Below are 22,311 nucleotides of genomic sequence, written 5' to 3' on the forward strand. Positions count from 1 at the left end.
AGGAGACGAACATGCTGGTGGCATTCTCAGTCGCGCCGAGCGGCACGGGCAGGAGCGACGGTTCGGTGCACGATGCCGTCGCCGCGGCGGTGCGCATCGTGCGGGAGTCGGGCCTGCCGAATCGCACTGACTCGATGTTCACGACGATCGAGGGGGACTGGGACGAGGTCTTCGACGTCGTGCGCCGCGCGACCGAGGCCGTCGGCGAGTACGGCTCTCGGGTCTCGCTCGTGCTGAAGGCCGACATCCGCCCGGGATACGTCGGCGAGCTCGAGGGCAAGCTCGAGCGACTCGAGACGGCGATGGACGGGCTCGACGCCGGCGAGTGACGGCGTGGGGCACCGCCATCGAATCGATTCGACCTTCTGTGCGAGAATCGTCGGGTGACCCTCCCCAACGACGGGCCGACGACATTGTCGCCGGCCCGCATCCGTTTCGCGCTCCTCGCGCTCGCCCTCGGCGGCTTCGGCATCGGCTCGACCGAGTTCGTCGCCATGGGCCTGCTGCCGAACATCGCCCTCGACCTGCTGCCGGAGCTCTCGGCGCAGTCGACCGCCGCGGCGAACGCGAACGCCGGGTGGATCATCTCGGCATACGCCCTCGGCGTCGTCGTCGGCGCGCCCACGATCGCGGCCGCGGCCGCGCGCTGGCCACGGAAGCGGCTGCTGCTCGCGCTGCTCACCGCCTTCACGATCGGCACGATCGCGTCGGCCGTGCTGCCGAGCTTCGAACTCGTGCTCGTCGCGCGCTTCGTCTCCGCCCTGCCGCACGGCGCCTACTTCGGCATCGCCTCGCTCGTCGCCGCGAGCCTCATGGGCCCCGGCAAGCGGGCGCGAGGGGTCGCACTCGTGCTCTCGGGCCTCACGATCGCGAACGTCATCGGGGTACCCGCGATCACCTGGCTCGGACAGCTCGCCGGATGGCGCACCGCCTACCTCGCCGTGGCGGCGATCTTCGCTCTCACCTTCGTCGCGGTGCTCATCGCCGTGCCGTGGCAGGCGGGCGACCCCGGAGCGACGATGAAGCGCGAGCTGAAGGCGTTCACCCGGGCGCAGGTGTGGTTCGCCCTCGGCATCGGCGCGGTCGGATTCGGCGGGCTCTTCGCGGTCTTCAGCTACGTCGCCCCGCTCGCCACCGAGGTGACGGGACTGCCCCAAGAACTCGTGCCCGTCGTGCTCGTCGCGATCGGGGTCGGCATGACCATCGGAAACCTCGCGGGCGGTCGGCTGGCCGACTGGAGCGTCCGCCGCTCGATGTACCTGTTCTTCACCGTGCTCGCGGGCGCCCTCGTGCTGCTCGGCTTCACCGCGTCGAGCCCGATCGGCCTGTTCACGGGCGTGCTGCTCGTCGGCGCGGCATCCGCTGCCCTCTCGCCGACCATCCAGGCCCGCCTCATGGACGTCGCACGCGACAGCCAGTCGATCGCCGCGGCGCTGAACCACTCCGCGCTGAACATCGGCAACAGCCTCGGTGCCCTGCTCGGCGGCATCGCGATCGCCGGCGGGCTCGGCTACGTCGCCCCGATCTGGATCGGGCTCCTGCTCACCGTCGCCGGGGCATTGCTCGCCGCCGTCTCGTTCGCACTCGACCGCTCGCGCGTGCGTCGCGGCGTCACGGTGCCGTATGCGACGGGCGCGATGCACGCCGTCGAGTCGTGACCGGAGTCCGGCTCGGAGCGCGACTCAGTCGGACTGCAGCAGGATTCCGTCGAGGATGGCGCGCTTGCGCAGCGCCACCTTGGTGCCCACGTCGTACCCCGCAGCCCGGTACTTCTCGCGGATGCGCTTGAGGTAGCTCTTCGCCGTCTCCTCGGAGATGCCGAGCTGGAACGCCACCGCCTTGACCGGCTGGCCGGCGCCGTAGAGCGCCATCACGCGCCGCTCCTGCGCCGAGAGCTTCGGCGACGAGCCCTCTGCGGTGAGTGCCAGTTCGAGTTCGGGCGTCAGGTACGACTCGCCGAGCCGCGCGGCACGGATGGCCTCGATGATGGTCTCGACGGGCTCCGACTTCACGAGGTAGCCGAGCGCCCCCGAACCGAGGGCCTCGCGAACGACGGTCGGCTCGGAGTAGGTGCTCATCAGCATGGTCTGCACGCCGGCCGACTTCAGCATCGACAGCTTCAACGAGATGGGGATGTTGTCGCGCAGGTCGAGATCGAGGAGGACGACGTCGACCGGGAACTCGGGGTGGGCGAGGAGCTCGGACCACGACGGCACCGCCGCGAGGAGCTCGATGTCGGGGGCCGCGGTGCGGATCCACTCGGAGAGCGCCCCCAGCAGCATCCGGTGGTCGTCGACGATCGCGAGGCGGATCGGTGGAGCAGTCTCAGCCATCAGCTTCCCCTTTGACGGGCCGCCCCACGGACGGCCGTAACGCCTGCCGAGACGTTCGGGTCGACCCGGCAGTCGATGTCGATCCGGAATGAATCGGGCCCCGCAACGACATCGTGTGTACCGACTGTACCGAGTGCATCCCAAGTTGCGGGATCGACGCGACGTTGAACGACACCGGAGACGTCGATCGAGAGGTGCACATCGGGCGATCGCGGGTCGGAGGCGGCATCCGGCTCGCGACACGTGACGTGCGCGGCGAGCTCGGCGGTGCCCTTCGACTGCTCGCCCACGAGGAACCACAGCGCGAGCAGCAGTCCGTCGCGCTGGTCGGGTGCGAGCACGCCGGCGAGCCCGCCGGGATCGTCGACCGTGACCCGGTTGCTGAGGTACGCCGACTCGGTGACGGCATGCCGGAGCCACGTGTCGTTGCGGCCCTCGATGAGCCGCACGCGGAGTCGGGCGGCGAGGTCGCCCGCGCGCTCGGCCGCTTCGGCCGGGAGGGGGATCGCGATGCGCCCCGAGCCGACCTCGTCGAGGAGCGACTCGGCGTCGAAGTCGAGTTGGGCGAGTTCTTCGGAGGCGCGCATGCCGACCGCGGTGCGAGGCGTCGCGACCGTGCTCTGCACGAGGGAGAGGTCGAGTTCGCGCCGGATGAGCCTGCGGAACCCGCGGATCGCGATCACGGCGACGACCATCGGCAGCACCGTGGTCGCCGCGACGGCGAGTCCGGTGACCGTGTAGTGGCCGGCCGTGGCGACCTGGAGGAGCGCCGAGCCCGCGATGACCGCGCCGATCAGGCTCGCCACCAGCATCGGGATGCGGGTGCCCCGGATCGCGGCCACGGGCATGAGCACGGCCCCTGCCGCGGCTGCCGCGGTCGGCGTGACGCCGAGGTGGAGCAACCCCATCGACGCGGTCACGTCGAGCCAGACCGGCACGACGAGCGCGATGAGCAGCACGACGTAGAGCACATCGGGCAGGGGGGTGTTGCGCGAGACGAGTCGGGAGACCACGCCGATGGCGACGACGCCGGCGAGGGCGGGCCAGGCCGCCCAGGGCCCTGGCCCGGGCGGGAAGAGCGGTGCCAGCATCACGGCGTGCGCGAGGTGCCCGGTGATGATGAAGGCCGATGCGATCGTGATGCCGGTGGCCAGACGCCGGCCGCCGTGGCTCTCGCGCACGTCGCCCGCAGCGCGTGCCGACCGGCTCGGCCGCCGGAACTGGCGTCCGAGCGTGGTCGTCGGGATCTGCGCGTCGCTCATGGCTTCGGCACCTCGAGCATCACGGTCGTGCCCGAGCCGGGGGAGGAGAAGATCCGGGCGCGACCGCCGACCATGCTGAGCCGGCCGACGACGGACTCCGAGTATCCGAGTCGGGCACCGTCGACCGCGGCCGGCTCGAAGCCGGAACCGGCGTCGGTGACCATCGCACGGACCGTGCGCTCGTCGTCGCTGACGGTGACATCCGCCGCACTGACGCCGGAATGACGGCGTACGTTCTCGAGGCACTCGCCGAGCGCGCCGAGCAGCGCGTCGAGGGTGTCGCGAGGCAGCGCGAGCCGGCCGGCACCGTGCCAGTTCACGTCGAGACCCATGCGGGCGAACCGCTGGCGCACCGACTCGAAGGTCACACCGAGGCTGTCGTCGTCGGCCTCGGGGGAGAAGACCGCGGTCGAGCCGCGGTCGAGGGGCGCGCCCAGTCGCAACTGCTTGAGCAGGCGCGCGTCGTCACCGGCCTGCTGCCGAAGCGCACCGGCGCCGACGCCGACGCCCGAGTGGGCGAGCAGGCTCAGCGTCGCGAGCACGGTGTCGTGCAGCACCCGGGCGTCCTGGCGCTGCTGCGACTCGAGTTCGCTCGCGAGGCGCTCGGCCTCGTGGGCCCGGCCGACCTCGTGGATGCGGTCGGCGGCGGCGGCGATCGACCGGTCGAGCCAGATGCCGATCGTGGCGTTGGCCGCCCAGCCCATGAGGGTGCCGATGGCCACGACCTGCATCGAATGGCCCGTGATCGCGACGACCCCGACGGCGATGAGCACGGCCGCCACGAGGCCGAGCACGATGAAGGGCCCGTCGGGACGCACGATGATCGTGATCGCGACCGAAGCGGCCGTCACCGACGCGGTCACGGCCATCGCGGCGGCGGCGACGGGATCGATCACGGGAGCGGCGCCGAGCACGCTGATGAGACCGATCGAGCAGGCGACCGCGCCCAGGGCGGGTGCGATCGCGCCGCGGGCGGTGTGCAGCGTGATGAAGACGATGGCGCCGGCACTGAGCACCGCCGAGAGCAGGAGCTCGAGGCCGGTCGAGGCACCGGGCAGGAGCAGGCACAGGAACGACCCGACCGCGCCGCTCAGCCCGGAGACCCGCGCGAGCGTGCGGAGCAGTCGGTCGCGTTCCTTGTGGATGCGTTTCATGACACCCCCTCGGCGTGGTCGGCGGCCATGGGATCACACACCGTCATTCGAAGGGTAGCGGAGTCCGCCCGGTCCGGGGAGGTCGTGGCATCGGCAGTCGCTCAGGCGGCGAGCAACCCGCCGAGCGCGGCAGCGATGGCGTCGTCCTCGATGAGGAACGCGTCGTGGCCGTACTCGGAGGACACGACGACGGGTGACGCCCCGTGCACGCTGCCGGGCAGTCCGGCGGCGATCTCCGCCTGGCCGGCGAGGGGGAAGTAGCGGTCGCTGTCGATGCCGAGCACGAGGCTGCGCGCCTCGACGGCTGCGAGCGCCGCCGACACGCCGCCGCGACCGCGCCCGATGTCGTGCGAGTTCATCGCCTGCGTGAGCACGATGTAGCTGTTGGCGTCGAAGCGCCGCGTGAACTTGTTGCCGTGGAAGTCGAGGTAGGACTCGACGGCGAACCGGCCGTCGCCGCCGAGCGGGTCGAGATCCGACTGCCAACTGCGGGCGAACCGCTGGTTGAGCTCGCTCGCGGTGCGGTAGTTCAGCATCGCCATGCGCCGGGCGAGCGCGAGCCCTCGGGTCGGGCCGTCGCCGTCGGGTGCGTCGTAGAACGCACCGCCGCGGAACGCCGGGTCGGTGCGGATCGCCTCGATCTGCACGGAGTTCAGGGCGATCTGGTCGGCCGAGGTCGCGGCCGGTGCCGCGAGCACCGCGATGCGCTCGACCGCGTCGGGGGCTATGATCGCCCATTCGAGCACGTGCATGGCGCCCATCGAGCCTCCGACGACCGCGGCGAAGCGCTCGATGCCGAGCTCGCGGGCGAACGCGATCTGCGCGCGCACCTGGTCGCGGATCGTGAGGAAGGGGAACCGGATGCCCCATTCGGCGCGGTCGGGTGCGAGGGAGGCGGGCCCGGTCGAGCCCTGGCACCCGCCGAGCACGTTCGGTGCGACGACGAACCAGCGGTCGGTGTCGATCGCGAGGCCGGGGCCGACGATGCCGGGCCACCAGCCGGCACTCGGGTGCGCGGGGCCGGCCGGCCCGACCACATGGCTGTCGCCCGTCAGTGCGTGCAGCACGAGGATCGCGTTGTCGCGCGCGGGGGAGAGCGTGCCCCACTGCTCGTAGGCGATTCGGGTGGAGGGCAGCACCCGGCCGGACTCGAGGGCCACATCGCCGATGTTCACGAACCGGCGGTCGCCGACGGCGTCGCCTTCGCGCCAGGCGCCGGTGGCGGGGGCGCGGCCGGCCAGCGACGCGGCGCGCGCCTCGGTGACGATGCTCGCGGGCACCGCATCGGCCGTCGTCTGCCAGTCCATGCTTCGATTCTTCCCGAGCCGGGCGACCTGCCGTGCATTGTTACGCCGGCGCCACCGGTTGCGGTCGCGGACTCCTCGTGGAACGTGGGCGGTCGGACGGTCGGCGCTGCCGAGAACGACGGATGCCGCGGGCCCATGCAGGCCCGCGGCATCCGTCATCGGTGGTGCTGCGTCAGACGCGAGCCGCCTCGGTGGCGGCGCGCGCGGCGGCGAAGCCGGCCTCGAGGTCGGCCTTCAGGTCGTCGATGTTCTCGATGCCGACCGACAGGCGCACGAGGCCCGGCGTGACACCGGTCGTGAGCTGCTGCTCGGGCGTCAGCTGCGAGTGCGTGGTCGACGCCGGGTGGATGACGAGCGAGCGCACATCGCCGATGTTGGCGAGGTGGCTGAACAGCGACAGGCTGTCGACGAGCGCACGGCCGGCGTCGACGCCGCCCTTCAGCTCGAACGAGAGCACCGCGCCGACGCCCTTGGGGGCGTACCGGTTCGCGGCCGCGTACCAGGGGCTCGACGGCAGGCCCGAGTAGTTGACGCTCGCGACGTCGGGGTGGTTGTCGAGCCACTCCGCGATCTCCTGGGCGTTCTGCACGTGACGCTCGATGCGGAGCGAGAGCGTCTCGATGCCCTGGATCAGCAGCCAGGCGCTGTTCGGCGAGATCGCCGCACCGAGGTCGCGGAGCAGCTGGACGCGGGCCTTGATGATGTACGCGAGGCCGTCGCCGACCGCCGCCGTGTAGCTCGCGCCGTGGTACGACGGGTCGGGCTCGGTCAGGCCGGGGAACTTCTCGACGTTCTTCGACCACTCGAACGTTCCGCCGTCGACGATGACGCCGCCGATGGTCGTTCCGTGGCCGCCGAGGAACTTCGTGGCCGAGTGGATGATGATGTCGGCGCCGTGCTCGAACGGGCGGATCAGGTAGGGCGTCGCGATCGTGTTGTCGACGATGAGCGGCACGCCGGACTCGTGCGCGACGTCGGAGACGAGGCCGATGTCGAGCACGTTGATCTTCGGGTTGCCGATCGTCTCGGCGAAGAAGAGCTTCGTGTTGGGGCGCACGGCACGGCGCCACTCGTCGGCGTCGTCCTGGTTCTCGACGAACGTCGCCTCGATGCCGAGCTTGGCGAGCGTGTACTTGAAGAGGTTGTAGGTGCCGCCGTAGATCGACGACGACGAGACGATGTGGTCGCCGGCCTGGGCGATGTTCAGCACCGAGAAGGTGGCCGCCGACTGCCCCGAGGCGACGAGCAGTGCGCCGGTGCCGCCCTCGAGCGCCGCGACGCGCTCTTCGACCACGGCCTGCGTCGGGTTCTGGATGCGCGTGTAGATGTTGCCGAACTCGGCGAGCGCGAACAGGTTCTGCGCGTGCTCGGCGCTGTTGAACACGTACGACGTGGTCTGGTAGATCGGCGTGGCGCGGGCGTTGGTCACGGGGTCGGGAGCGGCCCCCGAGTGCACCTGCTTGGTCTCGAAGCGCCAGTCGGCGGTCTCGGTCATGGACGTCTCCTCAGGAACGGCTCGGGCGGGTTCGCCGCGGCTTTCGAGCCACGTTAGGCGGGCAGGGGACGACGGGCAACGGATGCCGCAACACGGCGTCACGCGCGAGGCATCCGCTCGGAGCGCGCGGGCCTGAGGCATCCGCTCAGGGCGCTGCGGCCGCTGCGGTCAGCGCAGCTCGCCGTCGGGCGGCAGCACGATCGTGCCGGTCGCCGTCGACGGTTCGGGGCGGAACATCCACCGCGCCCGGGGCTCGACGAGCGGCCGGAACACCCGGCGCACCGGTTTCAGCGAGAGCACGATCGAGATCGCGACGCAGAAGAGCATCATCGCCGGCAGCACCCAGAACGGCTGGTCGCCGGCGAGCACGTCGGTCTCGCGGAACGGGAACAGCACGAAGGTGTGCAGCAGGTAGATGTACATCGTCGCGGCGCCGAACGGGGTGAACCAGTGCGCACCGCGCGGCATCAGCACGAGGAACGCGACCGAGAGGAGCATCGCGAACAGCAGGAGTCCCAACCGGATGGCGCCGGACCACGGCTCGTCGTAGCCGATGGCCTCGTACGACTCGTCGTAGAGCATGAACCGGCGCAGCTTCAGGTCGCGCCACGTCTCGATCGCGAGCGGCATGAGCACGAGCGTCAGGCCGAACAACGCGATCGCGCCGGCCCGCCAGCGCCAGGCCACGGCCGAGCGGAGCTCGAGCCAGCGGCCCGTCAGCTGCCACTGCCGCAGCTTCCAACCGAACACGAAGAACGGGAGCATGCCGAATGTGCGGGAGAGGGCGAAGGTCGAGTCGATCGACTCGGTGTACCCGGCGCCGATCGAGATCGCGATCGCGATGAGCAGCGGGTAGCGCAGCAGCACGAGGTACGGCAGCACGATGCGCCACACCGCGAGGGCGATGAGGAACCAGAGCGTCCACGACGCCGTGGCGAAGTCGAGTGAGAACTCGCTCCCGAGCAGCCATTTGATGATCGTCCAGATCGTCTCGAAGATGAGGAACGGGAAGATGATGTCGGTGAGCACCTGGCGCAGGGCCTTGGCGCTCGGCGGGCCGGACTTCGCGAAGTACCCGCTGACCGTGACGAAGACGGCAACGTGGAACGAGTAGATGAACAGGTAGACGCTGTAAGCCGAGTTCGACTCGCCGATGAGCGGGAGGATGCCGTGGCCGATGACCACGAGCGTGATCGCGATCCAGCGGGCGTTGTCCCACATCGGGACACGTCTGCGCCTGGCCGGGGTCGCCGTCTGTCGCGAATGCATCAGTCCATTCAACCGCACGAGCGGCGCCGGGCAGGGCAGAATGGGCGCATGAGCGAGCTGCGAGTGGTCGTGACCGGTGCGAGTTCCGGCATCGGCGAGGCGACCGTGCGCGCGTTCCGCGCGGCCGGATGGGACGTCGTCGGGGTCGCGCGCCGCGAGGAGCGCCTGCGTGCGCTCGCCGAGGAGACCGGGGCATCCGTCGTCGTCGCCGACCTGACGAAGCAGGCCGACGTCGACCGGCTGCGCGACCACCTCGAGTCGACCGGCCCCGTGCACGCCCTCGTCAACAACGCGGGCGGCGCCAAGGGGCTCGACTCGGTCGAGGCGTCCGACATCGACGACTGGGCGTGGATGTTCGAGGTCAACGTGCTCGCCCTGAAGCGGGTGACGAGCGCACTGCTGCCGCTGCTGCGCCGCGGGGCGGTCGATCGCGGGGTCGCCGACATCGTCAACGTCACCTCGATCGCCGGGCACACCGCCTACGTCGGCGGGGGCGGGTACAACGCCGCGAAGTTCGCCGCGCACGCCCTCACCGAGGTGCTGCGGCTCGAGCTCAACGGCGAACCGTTGCGGGTCATCGAGATCGCGCCGGGCATGGTGAAGACCGACGAGTTCGCGCTCGTGCGGTTCGGCGGCGACCGCGCACGGGCCGAAGCCGTCTACGACGACGTGCCCGAGCCGCTCGTGGCCGAGGACATCGCCGCGGTGATCACCGACGCGGTGCTGAAACCCAGGCACGTCGACCTCGACCTCATCGTGGTCAAGCCCGTCGCGCAGGCCGCGCCGTACCGGTTCACCAAGGGGCCGCTCGCCGTGCGCCCGGAAGGCGCCTGATCATGGCGCATCGGTCGGCACCCGCCCCCCGCCGCCACGGCTGGGAGCAGCGCACGACCGTGCCGCTCTTCGCGCTCGGCGTCGCCTTCATCATCGCCTACTCGGTACTCGTGCTCGTGCAGGACCTGCCCCCCGAGGTGCGCTTCTGGCTGATGGTCATCCTCGGCATCACCTGGGTGGTGTTCATCGTCGACCTCGTCGTGCGCGTCTCGCTGACCCCGCACGGCGACAAGTGGCACTTCATCGGGACGCACCCGATCGACGTGCTCTCGGCCCTGCTGCCCGTGTTCCGCGCCTTCCGGGTGCTCGTGCTGCTGCGCGAAGTGCCGTACCTGCAGCGGAAGAGCGGTGCAGCGGTGCGCACCAACATCGTGATCTACGCCATCTGCTACTCGGTGCTGTTCATCTACTTCATCTCGCTCGCCACCCTGTCGGTCGAGCGGGACGCGCCCGGCGCATCGATCACGAGCTTCGGCGAGGCCCTGTGGTGGGCGGTCGTCACGGTCGCGACCGTCGGCTACGGCGACGCCTATCCGATCACGGTGCCCGGACGCCTCTACGCGGTGCTGCTCATGGCCGGCGGCGTGGCGATCGTCGGCACCGCGTCGGCCACGATCATCTCGCTCATCAACGAGCGCATCGGCCTCGTGCGGATCTCGCACGAGGCGACGGTCACGGCGAGCGGGGCATCGTCCGCCGCAACGACCGAGGAGGAGCCCGTCGAGGGCCCCATCCCGATGGCGGACCTGCTCGCCGACGCGCCCGACGATCCGCTCACCGACCGCGAGATCTGAGGCGAGCGGATCCGCGGCATCCGCTCGGGCGCGCCGGGATGCGGCTTCGGCGGATACCCTGATGGCATGACCTTCGACGCCAACGACGCAGCCCTCGGATCCGATGGCATCCAGCGCGAGATCCTCACCTGGGACGAGTTCGGCGAGGCGGCGCGCACGCTCGCCGGCGACGTGCTCCGCTCGGGCTTCCGCCCCGACGTCGTGATCGCGATCGCCCGCGGCGGGCTGCTGCTCGCGGGGGCCATCTCCTACGCCCTCGGCACCAAGGCGTGCGGCTCGATCAACGTCGAGTTCTACTCGGGCATCGACGAGCGCCTGCCCGAGCCGGTGCTGCACCCGCCGATGCTCGACGCACCCGCGCTCGGGGGCAAGCGCGTGCTGCTCGTCGACGACGTCTCCGACTCGGGCCGCACGCTCGCGAAGGTGCTCGCCCTGCTCACCGACGAGGGCGCCGAGGTGCGCACCGCGACGCTCTACACGAAGTCCCACACGGTGCTCGCGCCCGACTTCGACTACCGCCGCACCGACGACTGGATCGTCTTCCCGTGGTCGGCGCTGCCGCCCGTCGAGGTCGTCGAGGGCGTCGCGTGAGCATCCATCTCATCGGCGGCGGGGCGACCACCGTCGCGGATGCCGCGCTGTACGCACCGTTCGTCGCCGAGGCCGCAGCCCGGGCGAGCGCAGCAGGCCGCGCCCGGCCGCGCATCGCCGTGATCTCGCTGCACCCCGAGGCGCAGGAGAAGGCCGCCGCGCTCGCCGAACTGCTGACCGCCGCCGGCGCCGGCATCGAGGCGCATACGACCGCAGGGCGGCCCGGCGAGCCGGTCGCACTCAGCGCGATCGCCGACGTCGACGGCATCGCCGTGGGCGGCGGCGTCGTCGAAGTTGTGCGCGCCGGCCTCGAGCCGCTGTTCGGGGAGCTCCGTCGGCAGGTCGCCGACGGCGTGCCCTACCTCGGTGTCTCGGCCGGCGCGATGGTCGCGGCTGAGGGCTCACTCGGAGGCGGCTCTCGCATCGGCGGCGTGCCCGTCGCCCCAGAGGACCCGGAGGAGCCGGGACTCGAGCTCGAGATCGAGTCCGGGATCGGCCTGGTCGACGTCGCCATCGAGGTGCACGTCGCCCAGCGCGGCATGCTCTCCCGACTGGTCGCCGCCGTCGAGTCCGGGCTCATCGCCGGCGGGCTCGGCATCGACGAGCGCACGGCGCTGATCGTGGGCGACGGCCGGCTCGGTGCCGAGGGCGAGGGCAGCGTCTGGCGGGTGCTGCCGACCGAGGGCGGCGTGCTGGTCTCCACGATCGGCATCTGAGTGGCCTCGGTGCAGCTGCCCGAGGAGTTCGCGGCCGGGCTGCTCGACCCCGGTTGGGCCGAGGCGCTCGCCCCGGTGGCACCGACGATCGTCGATCTGGGCGGGTTCCTCCGGGCCGAGACCGCGGCCGGGCGCGGGTACCTCCCCGCGGGCGAGCACGTGCTGCGCGCGTTCCGGGCGCCGCTCGACGACGTGCGGGTGCTCATCGTCGGTCAGGACCCGTACCCCACGCCGGGGCATCCGATCGGCCTCTCGTTCGCGGTGGACGCGCACGTGCGCCCGTTGCCGCGGAGCCTCGCGAACATCTCCCGCGAACTCGTCGACGACCTGGGCGTCGCGCCGCTCGTGCACGGCGACCTCACGCACTGGAGCGCGAACGGGGTCATGCTGCTGAACCGGGTGCTGACGGTCGAGCCCGGAGCGCCGGGCTCGCATCGCGGCAAGGGCTGGGAGGTGGTCACCGACCACGCGATCCGCTCGCTCGTCGCTCGCGATCGCCCGCTCGTCGCGATCCTCTGGGGGCGCGACGCGCAGCGCCTCGCGCCGCTGCTCGGTTCGACGCCGGTGATCGAGTCCGCGCATCCGAGCCCCCTCTCGGCGTCGCGCGGCTTCTTCGGGTCGAGGCCGTTCAGTCGGGCGAACGCGCTGCTCGAGGCGCAGGGTGCCGACCCGGTCGACTGGAGCCTGCCGGTGTGACCGGCACCGCGACCGCGTAACCCGGCCGCAACACGCCGCGGGTATTCTGGGCCGCATGCTCGAAGAGGAATACCAGGAGCGCCGCGTGCTGCCGCCACACCTTCGGAAGCCCGTGCCCGCGGAGGCGCCGTTCGAGTACGCGATCCGCGACGCCGCCGCCACCGACCTGCCGGCCGTCCGCGAGATCTACAACTACTACGTCGCCAACTCCACGGTCACCTTCGACGAGGACGCGATGACCCTGCAGGAGTGGAAGGCGAAGTTCGCCTACCTCGAGAAGCTCGGCATGCCCTTCATCGTCGCCGAGTCGCCGAGCGGCCAGTTGCTCGGCTACGCCCTCGTGTCGCCGTGGAAGCCGAAGCGCGCCTACCGGTTCACAGTCGAGAACTCGATCTACCTCGGCCCCGCGGCATCCGGCAAGGGACTCGGCCGCGTGCTGCTCGCCGAGCTCATCGAACGCTCGAAGGCGGCTGGCCTCAAGGAGATGATCGCCGTCATCGCCGACCAGGGCGCCGAGGCCTCGATCGCGCTGCACGAGAAGTTCGGCTTCGAGGAGATCGGCCGCATGGGGCGTGTGGGCTTCAAGTTCGACCGCTGGCTCGGCACGGTACTGCTGCAGCGGTCGCTGAAGTAGCCGAGCGGATGCCGCGGCGCGCGTCGTCGACCGCGTCGTCGCGACGGCGTTCCGCGGGGCTCAGGTGAAGAAGCTGAGCTCGACCTCGGCCGCGAGCATCGCGAGCAGTGCCGACGCGAGCCCCGTCGCGAGCAGGAGTCCGGGGTGCGCCAGGCCGATCGCGATCCGTCGCAGGCTCGGACGATTTTCGAGCAGCGCATCGGGCACCTCGCTCCTCACGGGCGCCTCGCCCCAGCCTCGGAGACGTGCGAGGAACCAGGAGCAGCGCACGACGAGCGCGGCCCAGAGCACGGTCGCCGCCAGGGGCGTGAGTGCGGAGAGCACGTCGAATCCGATACCCGTGATCTCCTCCTCCTTGCCCTCGGCGGCGAGCTGGATCGAGGTCGAGATGGCGGCGCCGAGCACGACCGATCCCGACCACGCGAAGAAGGCGAGCACGAGCGTCAGGTAGCGCGCGAAGAAGTGGCCGAACACCGAGGTGCGGTGCTCGAGGTGGTCGCGCGGCGTCGCGCGGAGCACGACGATCGTCGCGGTGAGGCTCGGGGCGACGAGCAGCACGACGAGCAGCGACCACGCCCAGGTCGGCCAGTCGAGGACCACGGCGACGACGATGACGGCGCCGAACAGCGCCGCCCAGGCCGCGCCCCAGACGAGCGGATGCCTGGTGATCGCCTGCATGGCCTCACGATAGCGTCGTCCCCCCGGACGCGGCCGTAGGCTCGATGCATGACGTCTCTGCACGATCACACGGCCCTCGAACTCCACCAGATGCTGCAGCGGGGCGACGTCTCGCCCGCCGAACTGACCGAGCACTACCTCGCCCGCATCGAACGGCTGGACCCCGAGGTCGGCGCCTTCGCGACCGTCACGCCCGAGGCGGCGCTCGAACGGGCCCGCCACGTGACGGCCGACGTGCCGAAGACCGCGCCGCTGTGGGGACTGCCCCTCGCCGACAAGGACCTGCACCTGCGGGCCGGCGTGCCCGCCCGCTTCGGATCCCGGGTCTTCACCGACTTCGTGCCGGATGCCTCCGACGAGCTCGTGCAGGCGGTCGACGCGGCCGGGGCGGTCAGCCTCGGCAAGTCGCAGACCCCGGAGTTCGGGCTGCCCTCGTACACCGAGGGGGTCGGAACGACGCCGACGCGCAACCCGTGGGACCTCGCGCTCGGCGCGGGCGGCTCGAGCGGGGGAGCCGCGGCGGCCGTGGCATCCGGAATGCTGCCGTTCGCGCCCGGGTCCGACGGCGGCGGGTCCATCCGCATCCCGGCGGCCTCGTGCGGGCTCGTGGGCGTCAAGCCCAGCCGTGGCAGGGTGCCCGCCGGGTCCGGGCTCACGAGCCTCGCCGGGCTCGGCGTCGCCGGGCCGCTCGCGCGCACGGTCGCCGACGCTGCGCTGCTCCTCGACGGGCTGATCGCGCCGTCGGGCTATCCGGCGGCGCACCGGTTCGCGCTGCGTGCGGCCGGCGACGACGGGCCGTTCCTCGGTGCTGCGATCCGGGGCGAGGGCCGGTTCCAGCTCGGCGTCATGACCGATTCTCCGTGGGACGACGCCTACGACATCGCGATCGCCCCCGAAGCGCGCGCTGCGCTCGACGTCGCCATCGAAGCCCTCGAGCGCCTCGGCCACGGCATGGAGGCGATGGCGCCCGCGCCGGAGCCGGGCTATTCCGAGGCGTTCCGCACGATCTGGCAGGCGGGAGCTGCGACGATCCCGGTCGACGGGGAGCCCGAGGCGCTGCTCGAGCCGTTGACGCGATGGCTGCTCGCCCGCGGCAGGGCGCTGCCGGCTCGTCAGCTCGCCGAGGCGCTCGCGTGGCTCACGGGGTTCGAGGAGCGCGTCATCCGCCGGTTCGCCTCGTACGACGCCGTGCTGACGCCGGCACTGGCCATGACGCCGCGACCGGTCGGCTGGTACGACCCCGACGACGGCGAGCGCAACTTCGCCCAGCAGGTGCAGTTCACGCCGTTCACGTCGTTCGTGAACGTCTCGGGGCTGCCGGCGATCACCGTGCCCGTGTCGGAGACCTCGGGCGGCGTGCCGATGGGCGTGCAGCTCATCGGGCGCCCGGGCGGGGAGGCGACGCTCTTCTCGATCGCCGCGCAGCTCGAACGGCGGGTGGGGCGGAGCCGTCGGCACCCGGATATCTGGTGATCGTCAGCGCGCGCCGGGCCGCGCCGAGAGGTCTGCCCGACGGTCTGTGACGGCCGATTGCGGGACCGGGTTGACGGAGTTAGGTAAGCCTCACCTATAGTTGAAGTCATGCTCGGTCTCGACCTCACCCTCTCCTACGACGGCGCCCCCGTGGTGCACGGCGCGGAGATCCACCTCGAACCGGGTAAGGTCACCGCGCTCGTCGGCCCGAACGGCAGCGGCAAGTCGACGCTGCTGCGCTCGCTCGCCCGCCTGCACCGGCCCGACGCCGGTCGCGTGCTGCTCGCAGCCGACGACGGCCACACCATCAGCGAGGGGGCGCACGGCACCGAGCCCGCCGACCTCCTCGAGCACGGCATCGACGCCGCCTCGTTGAACGGTCGCGAGTTCGCCCGGCGCGTCACCCTGCTCGCCCAGAGCCGGCCGACCCCCGGCGGCATCACCGTGCGCGAGCTCGTCGAGTTCGGCCGGCACCCGCACCGCGGCCGATGGATCGCCGGCGACGCCGACGGCGCCGCGATCGTCGTTCGCGCCATGGAGCTCACGGGCGTCGCCGAATTCGCCGAGCAGCCCGTCGACCGCCTCTCGGGCGGTCAGTTGCAGCGTGTGTGGCTCGCCTCGTGCCTCGCGCAGGACACGAGCGTGCTCCTGCTCGACGAACCGACCACCTATCTCGACCTGCGCTACCAGGTCGAGCTCCTCGACCTGATTCGCGAGCTCGCCGACGAGCACGGGGTCACCATCGGCGTCGTGCTCCACGACCTCGACCAGGCCGCCGCCGTCGCCGACCGGGTGGTGCTGCTCGAATCCGGCCGCGTCCGCGCCGTCGGCACCCCCGCCGAGGTGCTCGTCTCCGACGTGCTGAGCTCGGCCTACGGCATCCGCGTCGACGTCGAGGTCGACGACCGCGGCTGCATCACGACGTGCCCCATCGGCCGCTACAACACCCGCCAACGCGTCGCACGACTCGCCGTCGCCTAGCACGGCGCCACCCCGAAACCCCCCTCGCGTGGGACACCCATGCCCGCGCACCGATCGAAGGACATCATGAGAAGAGCTGCCGTCACCCGGCCGACCATCGCCCTGACCGCCCTCGCCGCGGCATCCGTGCTGCTGCTGACCGGCTGCGGCACGACCGAGGAGGCCGGTGCAGCGAGCGGTGATGCCGCGATCGTCATCACCGACGACCGCGGCGAATCGGTCGAGCTCGCCGCCCCCGCGGAGAAGATCGTCGCCCTCGAGTGGAACACCGCCGAGAACCTCGTCGCACTCGGCGTCATGCCGGTCGGCGTCGCCGACGTCGAAGGCTACGGCGCCTGGGTGAAGTCCGAGGCCCTCGACGACAGCGTCACGGATGTCGGCGGCCGCGGCGAGCCCTCGGTCGACGCGATCGCCGGCCTCGCGCCCGACCTCGTGCTGACCACCACCGACCTCTCGGAGTCGGTCATCGCGCAGATCGAGGAGTTCGCCCCCGTGCTCGTCGTGCGCGGCGCCGACGCCTCGAACCCCATCGGCCAGATGGAGTCGAACCTCGAGCGCATCGCGACCGCCACCGGTCACGAGGCCGAGGGCGAGGAACTGCTCGCCGGCTTCGACGAGAAGCTCGCCGAGGGCAAGGCGGCGCTCGAGGCCGCGGGTCTCGCCGGTGCCCCGTTCATGATGAGCGACTCCTGGGCGACTGGCGGCCAGGTCTCGATCCGCCCGTTCGCCGAGGGCGCGCTGCTGACCGCCGTGACCGAGGAGCTCGGCCTCGAGAACGCCTGGACCGGTGAGGGCGACGCCGACTACGGCCTCGGCTCGACGGACGTCGAGGGCCTCACCGCCGTCGGCGACGTGGAGTTCCTCTACATCACGAACGGCGAGGCCGACGCCTACCAGGTCGAGCTCGCGGACAACGCCGTGTGGACGTCGCTGCCGTTCGTGCAGAGCGGCAAGGTGCACCGCCTGCCCGACGGCATCTGGATGTTCGGCGGCCCCTCGTCGATGAACGACTACATCGATGCCGTCGTCGCGACCCTTGCCGGCTGAACAGGCTGAAGCACTGATTCCCGCCCGAGGCGGGGCCACCCGGCCTCGCCTCGGCGCGGTGCTCCTCATCGCGCTCGGGCTCGTCGTCGCGACGCTGCTCGCCGCGGTGCATGTGACGCAGGGCTCGGCGGATGTCGGCCTGCCCGAGCTGCTCGGACTCCTCACCGGTGCGTCCGACGACCAGTCGGCCGCGGTGCTCCTCGCCTCGCGGATGCCGCGCCTCGCCGCCGGCGTGCTCATCGGCGTCGCCCTCGGCGTCGCGGGTCTCGTGATGCAGAGCATCTCGCGAAACGTGCTCGCCTCGCCCGACACCCTCGCGGTCAACGCCGGCTCGTACCTCGCGGTCGTCGCGGTCGCGGCGTTCGGCATCGCGCTGCCCGTCGCGGGCGGCGGCGTGGTCGCCTTCCTCGGCGGCCTCGCGGCGGCCGGTCTCGTGCTCGCCCTCTCGGCGGGCGGCGCTCGCGGGGGCGGCACCGTGCGCCTCGTGCTCGCCGGATCGGCGATCGCGCTCGCCCTCAGCGCGCTGACCACGATGCTGCTGCTGCTCTTCCCCGAGCGCACCGAGGGCCTCTTCGCATGGGGCAACGGCACACTCGCCCAGACGGGCATGGAGCCGATGCTCCTCTTCGGCCCGGTCGTGCTGCTCGCGGTCGCCGCGCTCCTCCTCTTCGCGCGCCGGTTCGACCTCATCGCGCTCGGCGAGGACACCGCCACGGTGCTGGGCGTGCCGGTGCGTCGCACCCGCCTCATCGGCCTGCTGATCTCCGTGCTGCTCTCGGCGGCCGCCGTCACCGTCGCCGGACCCATCGGCTTCGTCGGCCTCGCGGCGCCCGCGATCGTGCGTCTCATCGCCGTGCGCGTGCCCGGCATGCAGCGGCACGTGCTGCTCATCCCCGCCGCGGCCGTCATGGGCGTCATCGTCGTACTCGGCGCCGACGTGCTGCTGCGTCTCGCGTTCGGCGGGCAGGCGGCCGTCGAGGTCCCGACGGGTGTCGTCACCACGATCTTCGGCGCGGTGTTCCTCATCGCGCTCGCCCTGCGCGCCCGCGCCTCCTCCGAGAGCAGCACCGGGTTCGTCATCGGCGCCGGGCTCTCGCCGCGCGGGCGCGGGCTCGTGATCGCGGCATCCGCCGTGCTGCTCGTCGTGCTCGCGTTCGTCTCGCTGCTCCTCGGCGACGCCAAGATGCTCGGCGGCGACGTGCTCAACTGGATGACCGGGCAGGCCGGGCCGCTCGTCGAGTTCGTGATGAACACGCGTGCGCCCCGCGTCGCCGCGGCGATCCTCGCCGGCGCCGCGCTCGCACTCGCCGGCACCGTCGTGCAAGCGGTCTCGCGCAACCCGCTCGCGGAGCCCGCCATCCTCGGCGTCACCGGAGGCGCCGGTGTCGGCGCCGTGCTCGTGATCACCTTCTGGCCGCTCGCGACGTTCCTCGGCGTGACGGTCGGCGGGCTCGCCGGTGCCGCGCTCGCGGCGCTCATCGTGTTCGGGCTGGCGATGCGGGGCGGCCTCGCCTCGACGCGGCTCATCCTGATCGGGCTCGGCGTCTCGGCCGCCGCAGGGGCCATCACCTCGATGCTCATCATCGCGACCGACCCCTACAACGCGGCGAAGGCGCTCACCTGGATGTCGGGCTCCACCTACGGACGCACCTTCCCCCAGCTGATCCCGCTCGCGATCGTGATCCTCGTCGCCGTGCCGCTCCTCGCCTCGGCGCGCCGCGAACTCGACCTGCTCGCCTTCGACGACGACACCCCGCGCGTGCTCGGCGTGCGGCTCGGCTCGGCGCGCCTCGGCCTGCTCGCCGTCAGCGTCGCGCTCACGGCGACCGCGGTCTCGGCGGTCGGCGTCATCGGCTTCGTCGGTCTCGTCGCACCGCACGCCGCGCGGGCGCTCGTCGGCTCCCGGCACGCCCTCGTGCTGCCCCTGGCGGCGCTGCTCGGCGCGCTGCTCGTGTGCGTCGCCGACACGCTCGGCCGCACGGTCATCGCGCCGGCTCAGCTGCCCGCCGGCCTGCTCACCGCGGTCGTCGGCGCCCCCTACTTCGTCTGGCTGCTCTGGCGTTCGCGCCGGAGCGCCTGACCCACGACCCTTCGCCCTTCCGACAGGAGAACTTCGCATGGCCAAGCCCGGATACCGAGTGTTCGACACGAGTGTCGCCGAGATCCAGCGGATGTCGCCGCACTTCGTGCGCGTGACCTTCCGCTCCGACGACCTGCGGGAGTTCGGCTGGGACGGCCCCGATCAGCGCATCAAGGTCGTGCTCCCGCTCGCCACGAGCGGGTTCGACGACGTTCCGTTCGAGGGGGACTGGTACGCGTCGTGGCGCGCGCTGCCCGACGACCGTCGCAACCCGATCCGCACCTACACGATCCGCTCGTCGCGCCCCGCGCTCGGGGAGCTCGACGTCGACTTCGTCGCCCACGGCGACAGCGGGCCGGCGTCGCGCTGGATCGCGGCGGCGGCCATCGGCGACCGCATGCTGATCATCGGCCCCGATGCGACGAGCGACGAGGAGTCGGGCGGGTGGGAGTGGAAGCCCGGCGCGGCGCGCACACTGCTCATCGCGGGTGACGAGACGGCGGTGCCCGCGGTCGGCGCGATCCTCGAGCAGTTGCCCGCGGATGCGCGGGGAGCGGTGTTCCTCGAGGTGCCCGAGGCGGGCGATGTGCTCGAGCTGCGCGCGCCCGCGGGCGTCGACGTGCACTGGCTGTCGCGCGGCGACGCGGCGAGCGCGCAGGCGGGGCAGACCCAGTACGGCGCCCGACTCGTCGACGCCGTCACCGGATGGGCGGACGCCTGGGTCGCGGCAGATCCCGCGGCCGCAGCGGTTCCGGCCGCCGCCCCCGCTGCGGCTCGCGAGCTGCCGGCGCTCGACGACGACGAGATCCTCTGGGAGGTGCCCGCCGCCACCGACGACGGCGGGCTCTACGCCTGGCTCGCGGGCGAGGCCTCGGCGATCACGACCCTGCGTCGCCACCTCGTGAAGGGCATCGGCGTCGATCGGCGCCGGGTCGCGTTCATGGGGTACTGGAAGCTCGGGCGCGCCGAGGGGTAGGCAGGTAGCCGCCCGCCTCGAGTCCCGCCTCGATCTCGAAGCGGTTCTTCAGCGGGTCGCGCCCGGCGACGAGGTAGAGCAGCGGGAAGAGCATGCCGTACTTCAGCCACTGCTCCTTGTGCACGGCCTCGTGGCCGAGCACGCGCTCCCCGATGTTGCGATTCGTGAGGTAGCAGCCGCCGACGCACGAGCCGCCCCGGCCGAAGGTCCACTTCGGCATGCCCGTGAAGACGAAGAGGCCGTGGCGGCGTTCGACTCTGCCGGTGCTCCAGATGAAGCCCCAGGTGAAGCCGACGGCGGTCGCCCACCAGTAGCCGAGGCGGCTGATGGGGGAGTCGGTCAGGCGGATGCGGAGCGTTCCGTCGCCCGAGCGCTCGGGCCGATCAGCGGTCGCGCCGCCGCTCGTGTCCGGGGCGGCGGCGTCACCCACGCCGCCGCTCATGCTGCGGACCCGGCGTCGTCGGTGCGTGCGCCGGAGTGGTCGGCCCGGCCGGCATCGCCGGGCGCCGCGGCATCCGACGACCCCGGCCTGCCGAGCGCCTCGAGCAGTCGCAACCACACCTCGCTCATGGTCGGGAACGCCGGCACGGCGTGCCAGAGCCGGTCGATCGGCACCTCGCCGACGATCGCGATGGTCGCCGACTGCAGGAGCTCGGCGACGTCCTGACCGACGAAGGTCGCTCCGACGACCGTGTTGCGCTCGGCGTCGACGACGAGCCGCGCCTGCCCCTCGTAGCCGTCGGCGAGGATGCCGGCACCGCTGACCGAGGAGAACGACACGTCGGCGATGCGCACCTCGTGCCCAGCGCGCTCGGCCTCGGCGGCGGTGACGCCGACCGAGACGGCTTCGGGCTCGGCGAACACGACCTGCGGCACGGCCGTGTGATCGGCCGTCGCGACGTGCGCACCCCACGGTGCCGTCTGCTCGGGCCCGCCGACGGCGCGAGCGGCGACGAGGTCGCCCACGGCTCGCGCCTGGTACTTGCCCTGGTGCGTGAGCAGGGCGCGGTGGTTGAGGTCGCCCGCCGCGTAGAGCCACGGCGCGGCGTCGTTGCCGGTGGCGCCCGTCGCGAGCATCGTGTCGTCGACGGCGACCCAGTCGCCGGGTTCGAGGCCGACCGTCTCGAGTCCGAGCCGTTCGGAGCGGGGCCGGCGCCCGGTGGCGACGAGCACCTCGTCGGCGGTGATCGTCTCGCCGTCGTCGAGGGTGACGACGACCTCGCCCGACGGGGTGCGCTCGACGCGCTCGACGGCGGCATCGAGGCGAACGGATGCGCCGAGCTCCCGAAGCCCCTTCGCCACGGCCTCGCCGGCGAACGGCTCCATGGTGCCGAGCAGGCCGCTGCGGGCGAGCACCGTGACCTCGGTGCCGAACCCGGCGAACGCGGTCGCCATCTCGACCCCGGTGACCCCGCCGCCGATGACCACGAGCCTCGCCGGCGGTTCGGTGACGCTCGTGGCCTCGCGGCTCGTCCATGGTGCGGCCTCGGCGAGGCCGTCGATCGGCGGAATGACGGGATCGGACCCGGTCGCGACGATCACCGCATGACGGGCTCGGTACACGACCGCCTCGCCGCCGGCGCGTTCGACGACCACGCGTCGCACGCCGTCGAGGCGGCCGTGACCGCGTTCGAGGCCGACGCCGATGCTCTCGAGCCAGTCGGCGCCGCCCTGGTCGCTCCAGTCGGAGACCCAGTAGTCGCGCCGGGCGAGCACCGCCTGCACGTCGAGTCGGCCGGTGACGGCCTGTTCCGCCCCGTCGACGCGTCGGGCGGCGCGGAGTGCGGCCGCGCTCCGCAGCAGCGTCTTCGATGGCACGCACGCCCAGTAGGAGCACTCACCGCCCACGAGCTCGCGTTCGACCAGCACGACCTCGAGTCCGGCGGCGCGCGCCCGGTCGGCGGCGTTCTCTCCGACCGGCCCTCCGCCGATGACGATGACGTCGACTTCGCGTTCCATCCCGTTCCCCTCCGGTGCGCCGGCACGTGCCG

Annotated in this window: 22 protein-coding genes; 13 read left to right on the plus strand and 9 right to left on the minus strand. The window is 72.1% G+C overall.

Annotated elements, in window-relative coordinates:
• The first annotated feature begins 11 nt into the window (after window positions 1-11).
• Together BJY17_RS00365 and BJY17_RS00370 are read left to right on the plus strand one after the other, a co-directional pair.
• Complete coding sequence (locus tag BJY17_RS00365; protein ID WP_179549619.1) at window positions 12-329, plus strand: thiamine-binding protein; 318 nt, start codon at window positions 12-14, stop codon at window positions 327-329.
• Window positions 330-383: 54 nt separating this feature from the next.
• On the plus strand, window positions 384-1,658 hold the full coding sequence (locus BJY17_RS00370; RefSeq protein ID WP_179549620.1) for an MFS transporter: 1,275 nt from the start codon (window positions 384-386) through the stop codon (window positions 1,656-1,658).
• 24 nt (window positions 1,659-1,682) lie between these two features.
• Here BJY17_RS00370 and BJY17_RS00375 read toward each other — a convergent pair whose 3' ends face one another.
• The 6 genes from BJY17_RS00375 to BJY17_RS00400 form a co-directional block, all read right to left on the minus strand.
• On the minus strand, window positions 1,683-2,333 hold the full coding sequence (locus BJY17_RS00375; protein ID WP_179549621.1) for a response regulator transcription factor: 651 nt from the start codon (window positions 2,331-2,333) through the stop codon (window positions 1,683-1,685).
• The gene (locus BJY17_RS00380) at window positions 2,333-3,595 is read right to left on the minus strand and encodes a hypothetical protein (protein WP_179549622.1); all 1,263 of its coding nucleotides are present in this window, start codon (window positions 3,593-3,595) and stop codon (window positions 2,333-2,335) included. Before BJY17_RS00380 ends, BJY17_RS00375 begins: the two co-directional genes overlap by 1 nt.
• Window positions 3,592-4,749: a sensor histidine kinase gene (locus BJY17_RS00385; RefSeq protein WP_179549623.1), complete on the minus strand. Its 1,158-nt coding sequence runs from the start codon at window positions 4,747-4,749 to the stop codon at window positions 3,592-3,594. Before BJY17_RS00385 ends, BJY17_RS00380 begins: the two co-directional genes overlap by 4 nt.
• Before the next feature lie 101 nt (window positions 4,750-4,850).
• A complete protein-coding gene (gene metX / locus BJY17_RS00390; RefSeq protein ID WP_179549624.1) occupies window positions 4,851-6,056 on the minus strand; it encodes a homoserine O-acetyltransferase MetX in 1,206 nt (401 codons plus the stop codon).
• Between the two features lie 172 nt (window positions 6,057-6,228).
• On the minus strand, window positions 6,229-7,551 hold the full coding sequence (locus BJY17_RS00395) for a bifunctional o-acetylhomoserine/o-acetylserine sulfhydrylase (RefSeq protein ID WP_179549625.1): 1,323 nt from the start codon (window positions 7,549-7,551) through the stop codon (window positions 6,229-6,231).
• A gap of 168 nt (window positions 7,552-7,719) precedes the next feature.
• Window positions 7,720-8,820 (minus strand): acyltransferase family protein, encoded by a 1,101-nt coding sequence (locus BJY17_RS00400; protein WP_179549626.1) that lies wholly within the window; start codon window positions 8,818-8,820, stop codon window positions 7,720-7,722.
• Between the two features lie 48 nt (window positions 8,821-8,868).
• On the opposite strand from BJY17_RS00400, the gene BJY17_RS00405 reads away from it, so the two are divergent.
• The 6 genes from BJY17_RS00405 (at window position 8,869) to BJY17_RS00430 (ending at window position 13,085) form a co-directional block, all read left to right on the plus strand.
• Window positions 8,869-9,654 (plus strand): SDR family NAD(P)-dependent oxidoreductase, encoded by a 786-nt coding sequence (locus BJY17_RS00405; protein ID WP_179549627.1) that lies wholly within the window; start codon window positions 8,869-8,871, stop codon window positions 9,652-9,654.
• Between the two features lie 2 nt (window positions 9,655-9,656).
• Window positions 9,657-10,448, plus strand: a complete 792-nt coding sequence (locus BJY17_RS00410; RefSeq protein ID WP_179549628.1) for a potassium channel family protein — start codon at window positions 9,657-9,659, stop codon at window positions 10,446-10,448.
• Between the two features lie 66 nt (window positions 10,449-10,514).
• Complete coding sequence (locus BJY17_RS00415; protein ID WP_179549629.1) at window positions 10,515-11,039, plus strand: phosphoribosyltransferase; 525 nt, start codon at window positions 10,515-10,517, stop codon at window positions 11,037-11,039.
• Window positions 11,036-11,755, plus strand: coding sequence for a Type 1 glutamine amidotransferase-like domain-containing protein (locus BJY17_RS00420; RefSeq protein WP_179549630.1), 720 nt, complete (start codon window positions 11,036-11,038; stop codon window positions 11,753-11,755). Before BJY17_RS00415 ends, BJY17_RS00420 begins: the two co-directional genes overlap by 4 nt.
• A complete protein-coding gene (locus BJY17_RS00425) occupies window positions 11,756-12,451 on the plus strand; it encodes a uracil-DNA glycosylase (protein WP_179549631.1) in 696 nt (231 codons plus the stop codon).
• Between the two features lie 55 nt (window positions 12,452-12,506).
• Window positions 12,507-13,085, plus strand: a complete 579-nt coding sequence (locus BJY17_RS00430) for a GNAT family N-acetyltransferase (RefSeq protein WP_179549632.1) — start codon at window positions 12,507-12,509, stop codon at window positions 13,083-13,085.
• Between the two features lie 60 nt (window positions 13,086-13,145).
• On the opposite strand, the gene BJY17_RS00435 is transcribed toward BJY17_RS00430, so the two are convergent.
• Window positions 13,146-13,763 carry a hypothetical protein gene (locus tag BJY17_RS00435; protein ID WP_179549633.1) on the minus strand — a complete coding sequence of 206 codons (618 nt, stop codon included), beginning with the start codon at window positions 13,761-13,763 and terminating at the stop codon, window positions 13,146-13,148.
• Between the two features lie 48 nt (window positions 13,764-13,811).
• Between BJY17_RS00435 and BJY17_RS00440 the strand changes: the two genes are divergently transcribed.
• The 5 genes from BJY17_RS00440 to BJY17_RS00460 all read left to right on the plus strand — a co-directional run bounded on the left by BJY17_RS00440 (window position 13,812) and on the right by BJY17_RS00460 (window position 20,320).
• Window positions 13,812-15,236 (plus strand): amidase, encoded by a 1,425-nt coding sequence (locus tag BJY17_RS00440; protein WP_179549634.1) that lies wholly within the window; start codon window positions 13,812-13,814, stop codon window positions 15,234-15,236.
• Window positions 15,237-15,344: 108 nt separating this feature from the next.
• Window positions 15,345-16,217: an ABC transporter ATP-binding protein gene (locus BJY17_RS00445; RefSeq protein ID WP_179549635.1), complete on the plus strand. Its 873-nt coding sequence runs from the start codon at window positions 15,345-15,347 to the stop codon at window positions 16,215-16,217.
• 66 nt (window positions 16,218-16,283) lie between these two features.
• The gene (locus BJY17_RS00450) at window positions 16,284-17,264 is read left to right on the plus strand and encodes an iron-siderophore ABC transporter substrate-binding protein (RefSeq protein WP_179549636.1); all 981 of its coding nucleotides are present in this window, start codon (window positions 16,284-16,286) and stop codon (window positions 17,262-17,264) included.
• Window positions 17,236-19,344, plus strand: coding sequence for an iron ABC transporter permease (locus tag BJY17_RS00455; RefSeq protein WP_179549637.1), 2,109 nt, complete (start codon window positions 17,236-17,238; stop codon window positions 19,342-19,344). Before BJY17_RS00450 ends, BJY17_RS00455 begins: the two co-directional genes overlap by 29 nt.
• Before the next feature lie 37 nt (window positions 19,345-19,381).
• A complete protein-coding gene (locus tag BJY17_RS00460; protein WP_179549638.1) occupies window positions 19,382-20,320 on the plus strand; it encodes a siderophore-interacting protein in 939 nt (312 codons plus the stop codon).
• Here BJY17_RS00460 and BJY17_RS00465 read toward each other — a convergent pair.
• A complete protein-coding gene (locus BJY17_RS00465; protein WP_246303626.1) occupies window positions 20,283-20,762 on the minus strand; it encodes a Fe-S oxidoreductase in 480 nt (159 codons plus the stop codon). The two genes, BJY17_RS00460 and BJY17_RS00465, sit on opposite strands and share 38 nt — an antisense overlap.
• On the minus strand, window positions 20,759-22,279 hold the full coding sequence (locus BJY17_RS00470; protein WP_179549639.1) for a dihydrolipoyl dehydrogenase family protein: 1,521 nt from the start codon (window positions 22,277-22,279) through the stop codon (window positions 20,759-20,761). The genes BJY17_RS00465 and BJY17_RS00470 overlap by 4 nt, the downstream gene beginning before the upstream one ends.
• Between the last annotated feature and the right edge of the window lie 32 nt (window positions 22,280-22,311).

The organism is Agromyces hippuratus (genome assembly GCF_013410355.1).
In the GTDB taxonomy this organism is placed as follows: domain Bacteria; phylum Actinomycetota; class Actinomycetes; order Actinomycetales; family Microbacteriaceae; genus Agromyces; species Agromyces hippuratus.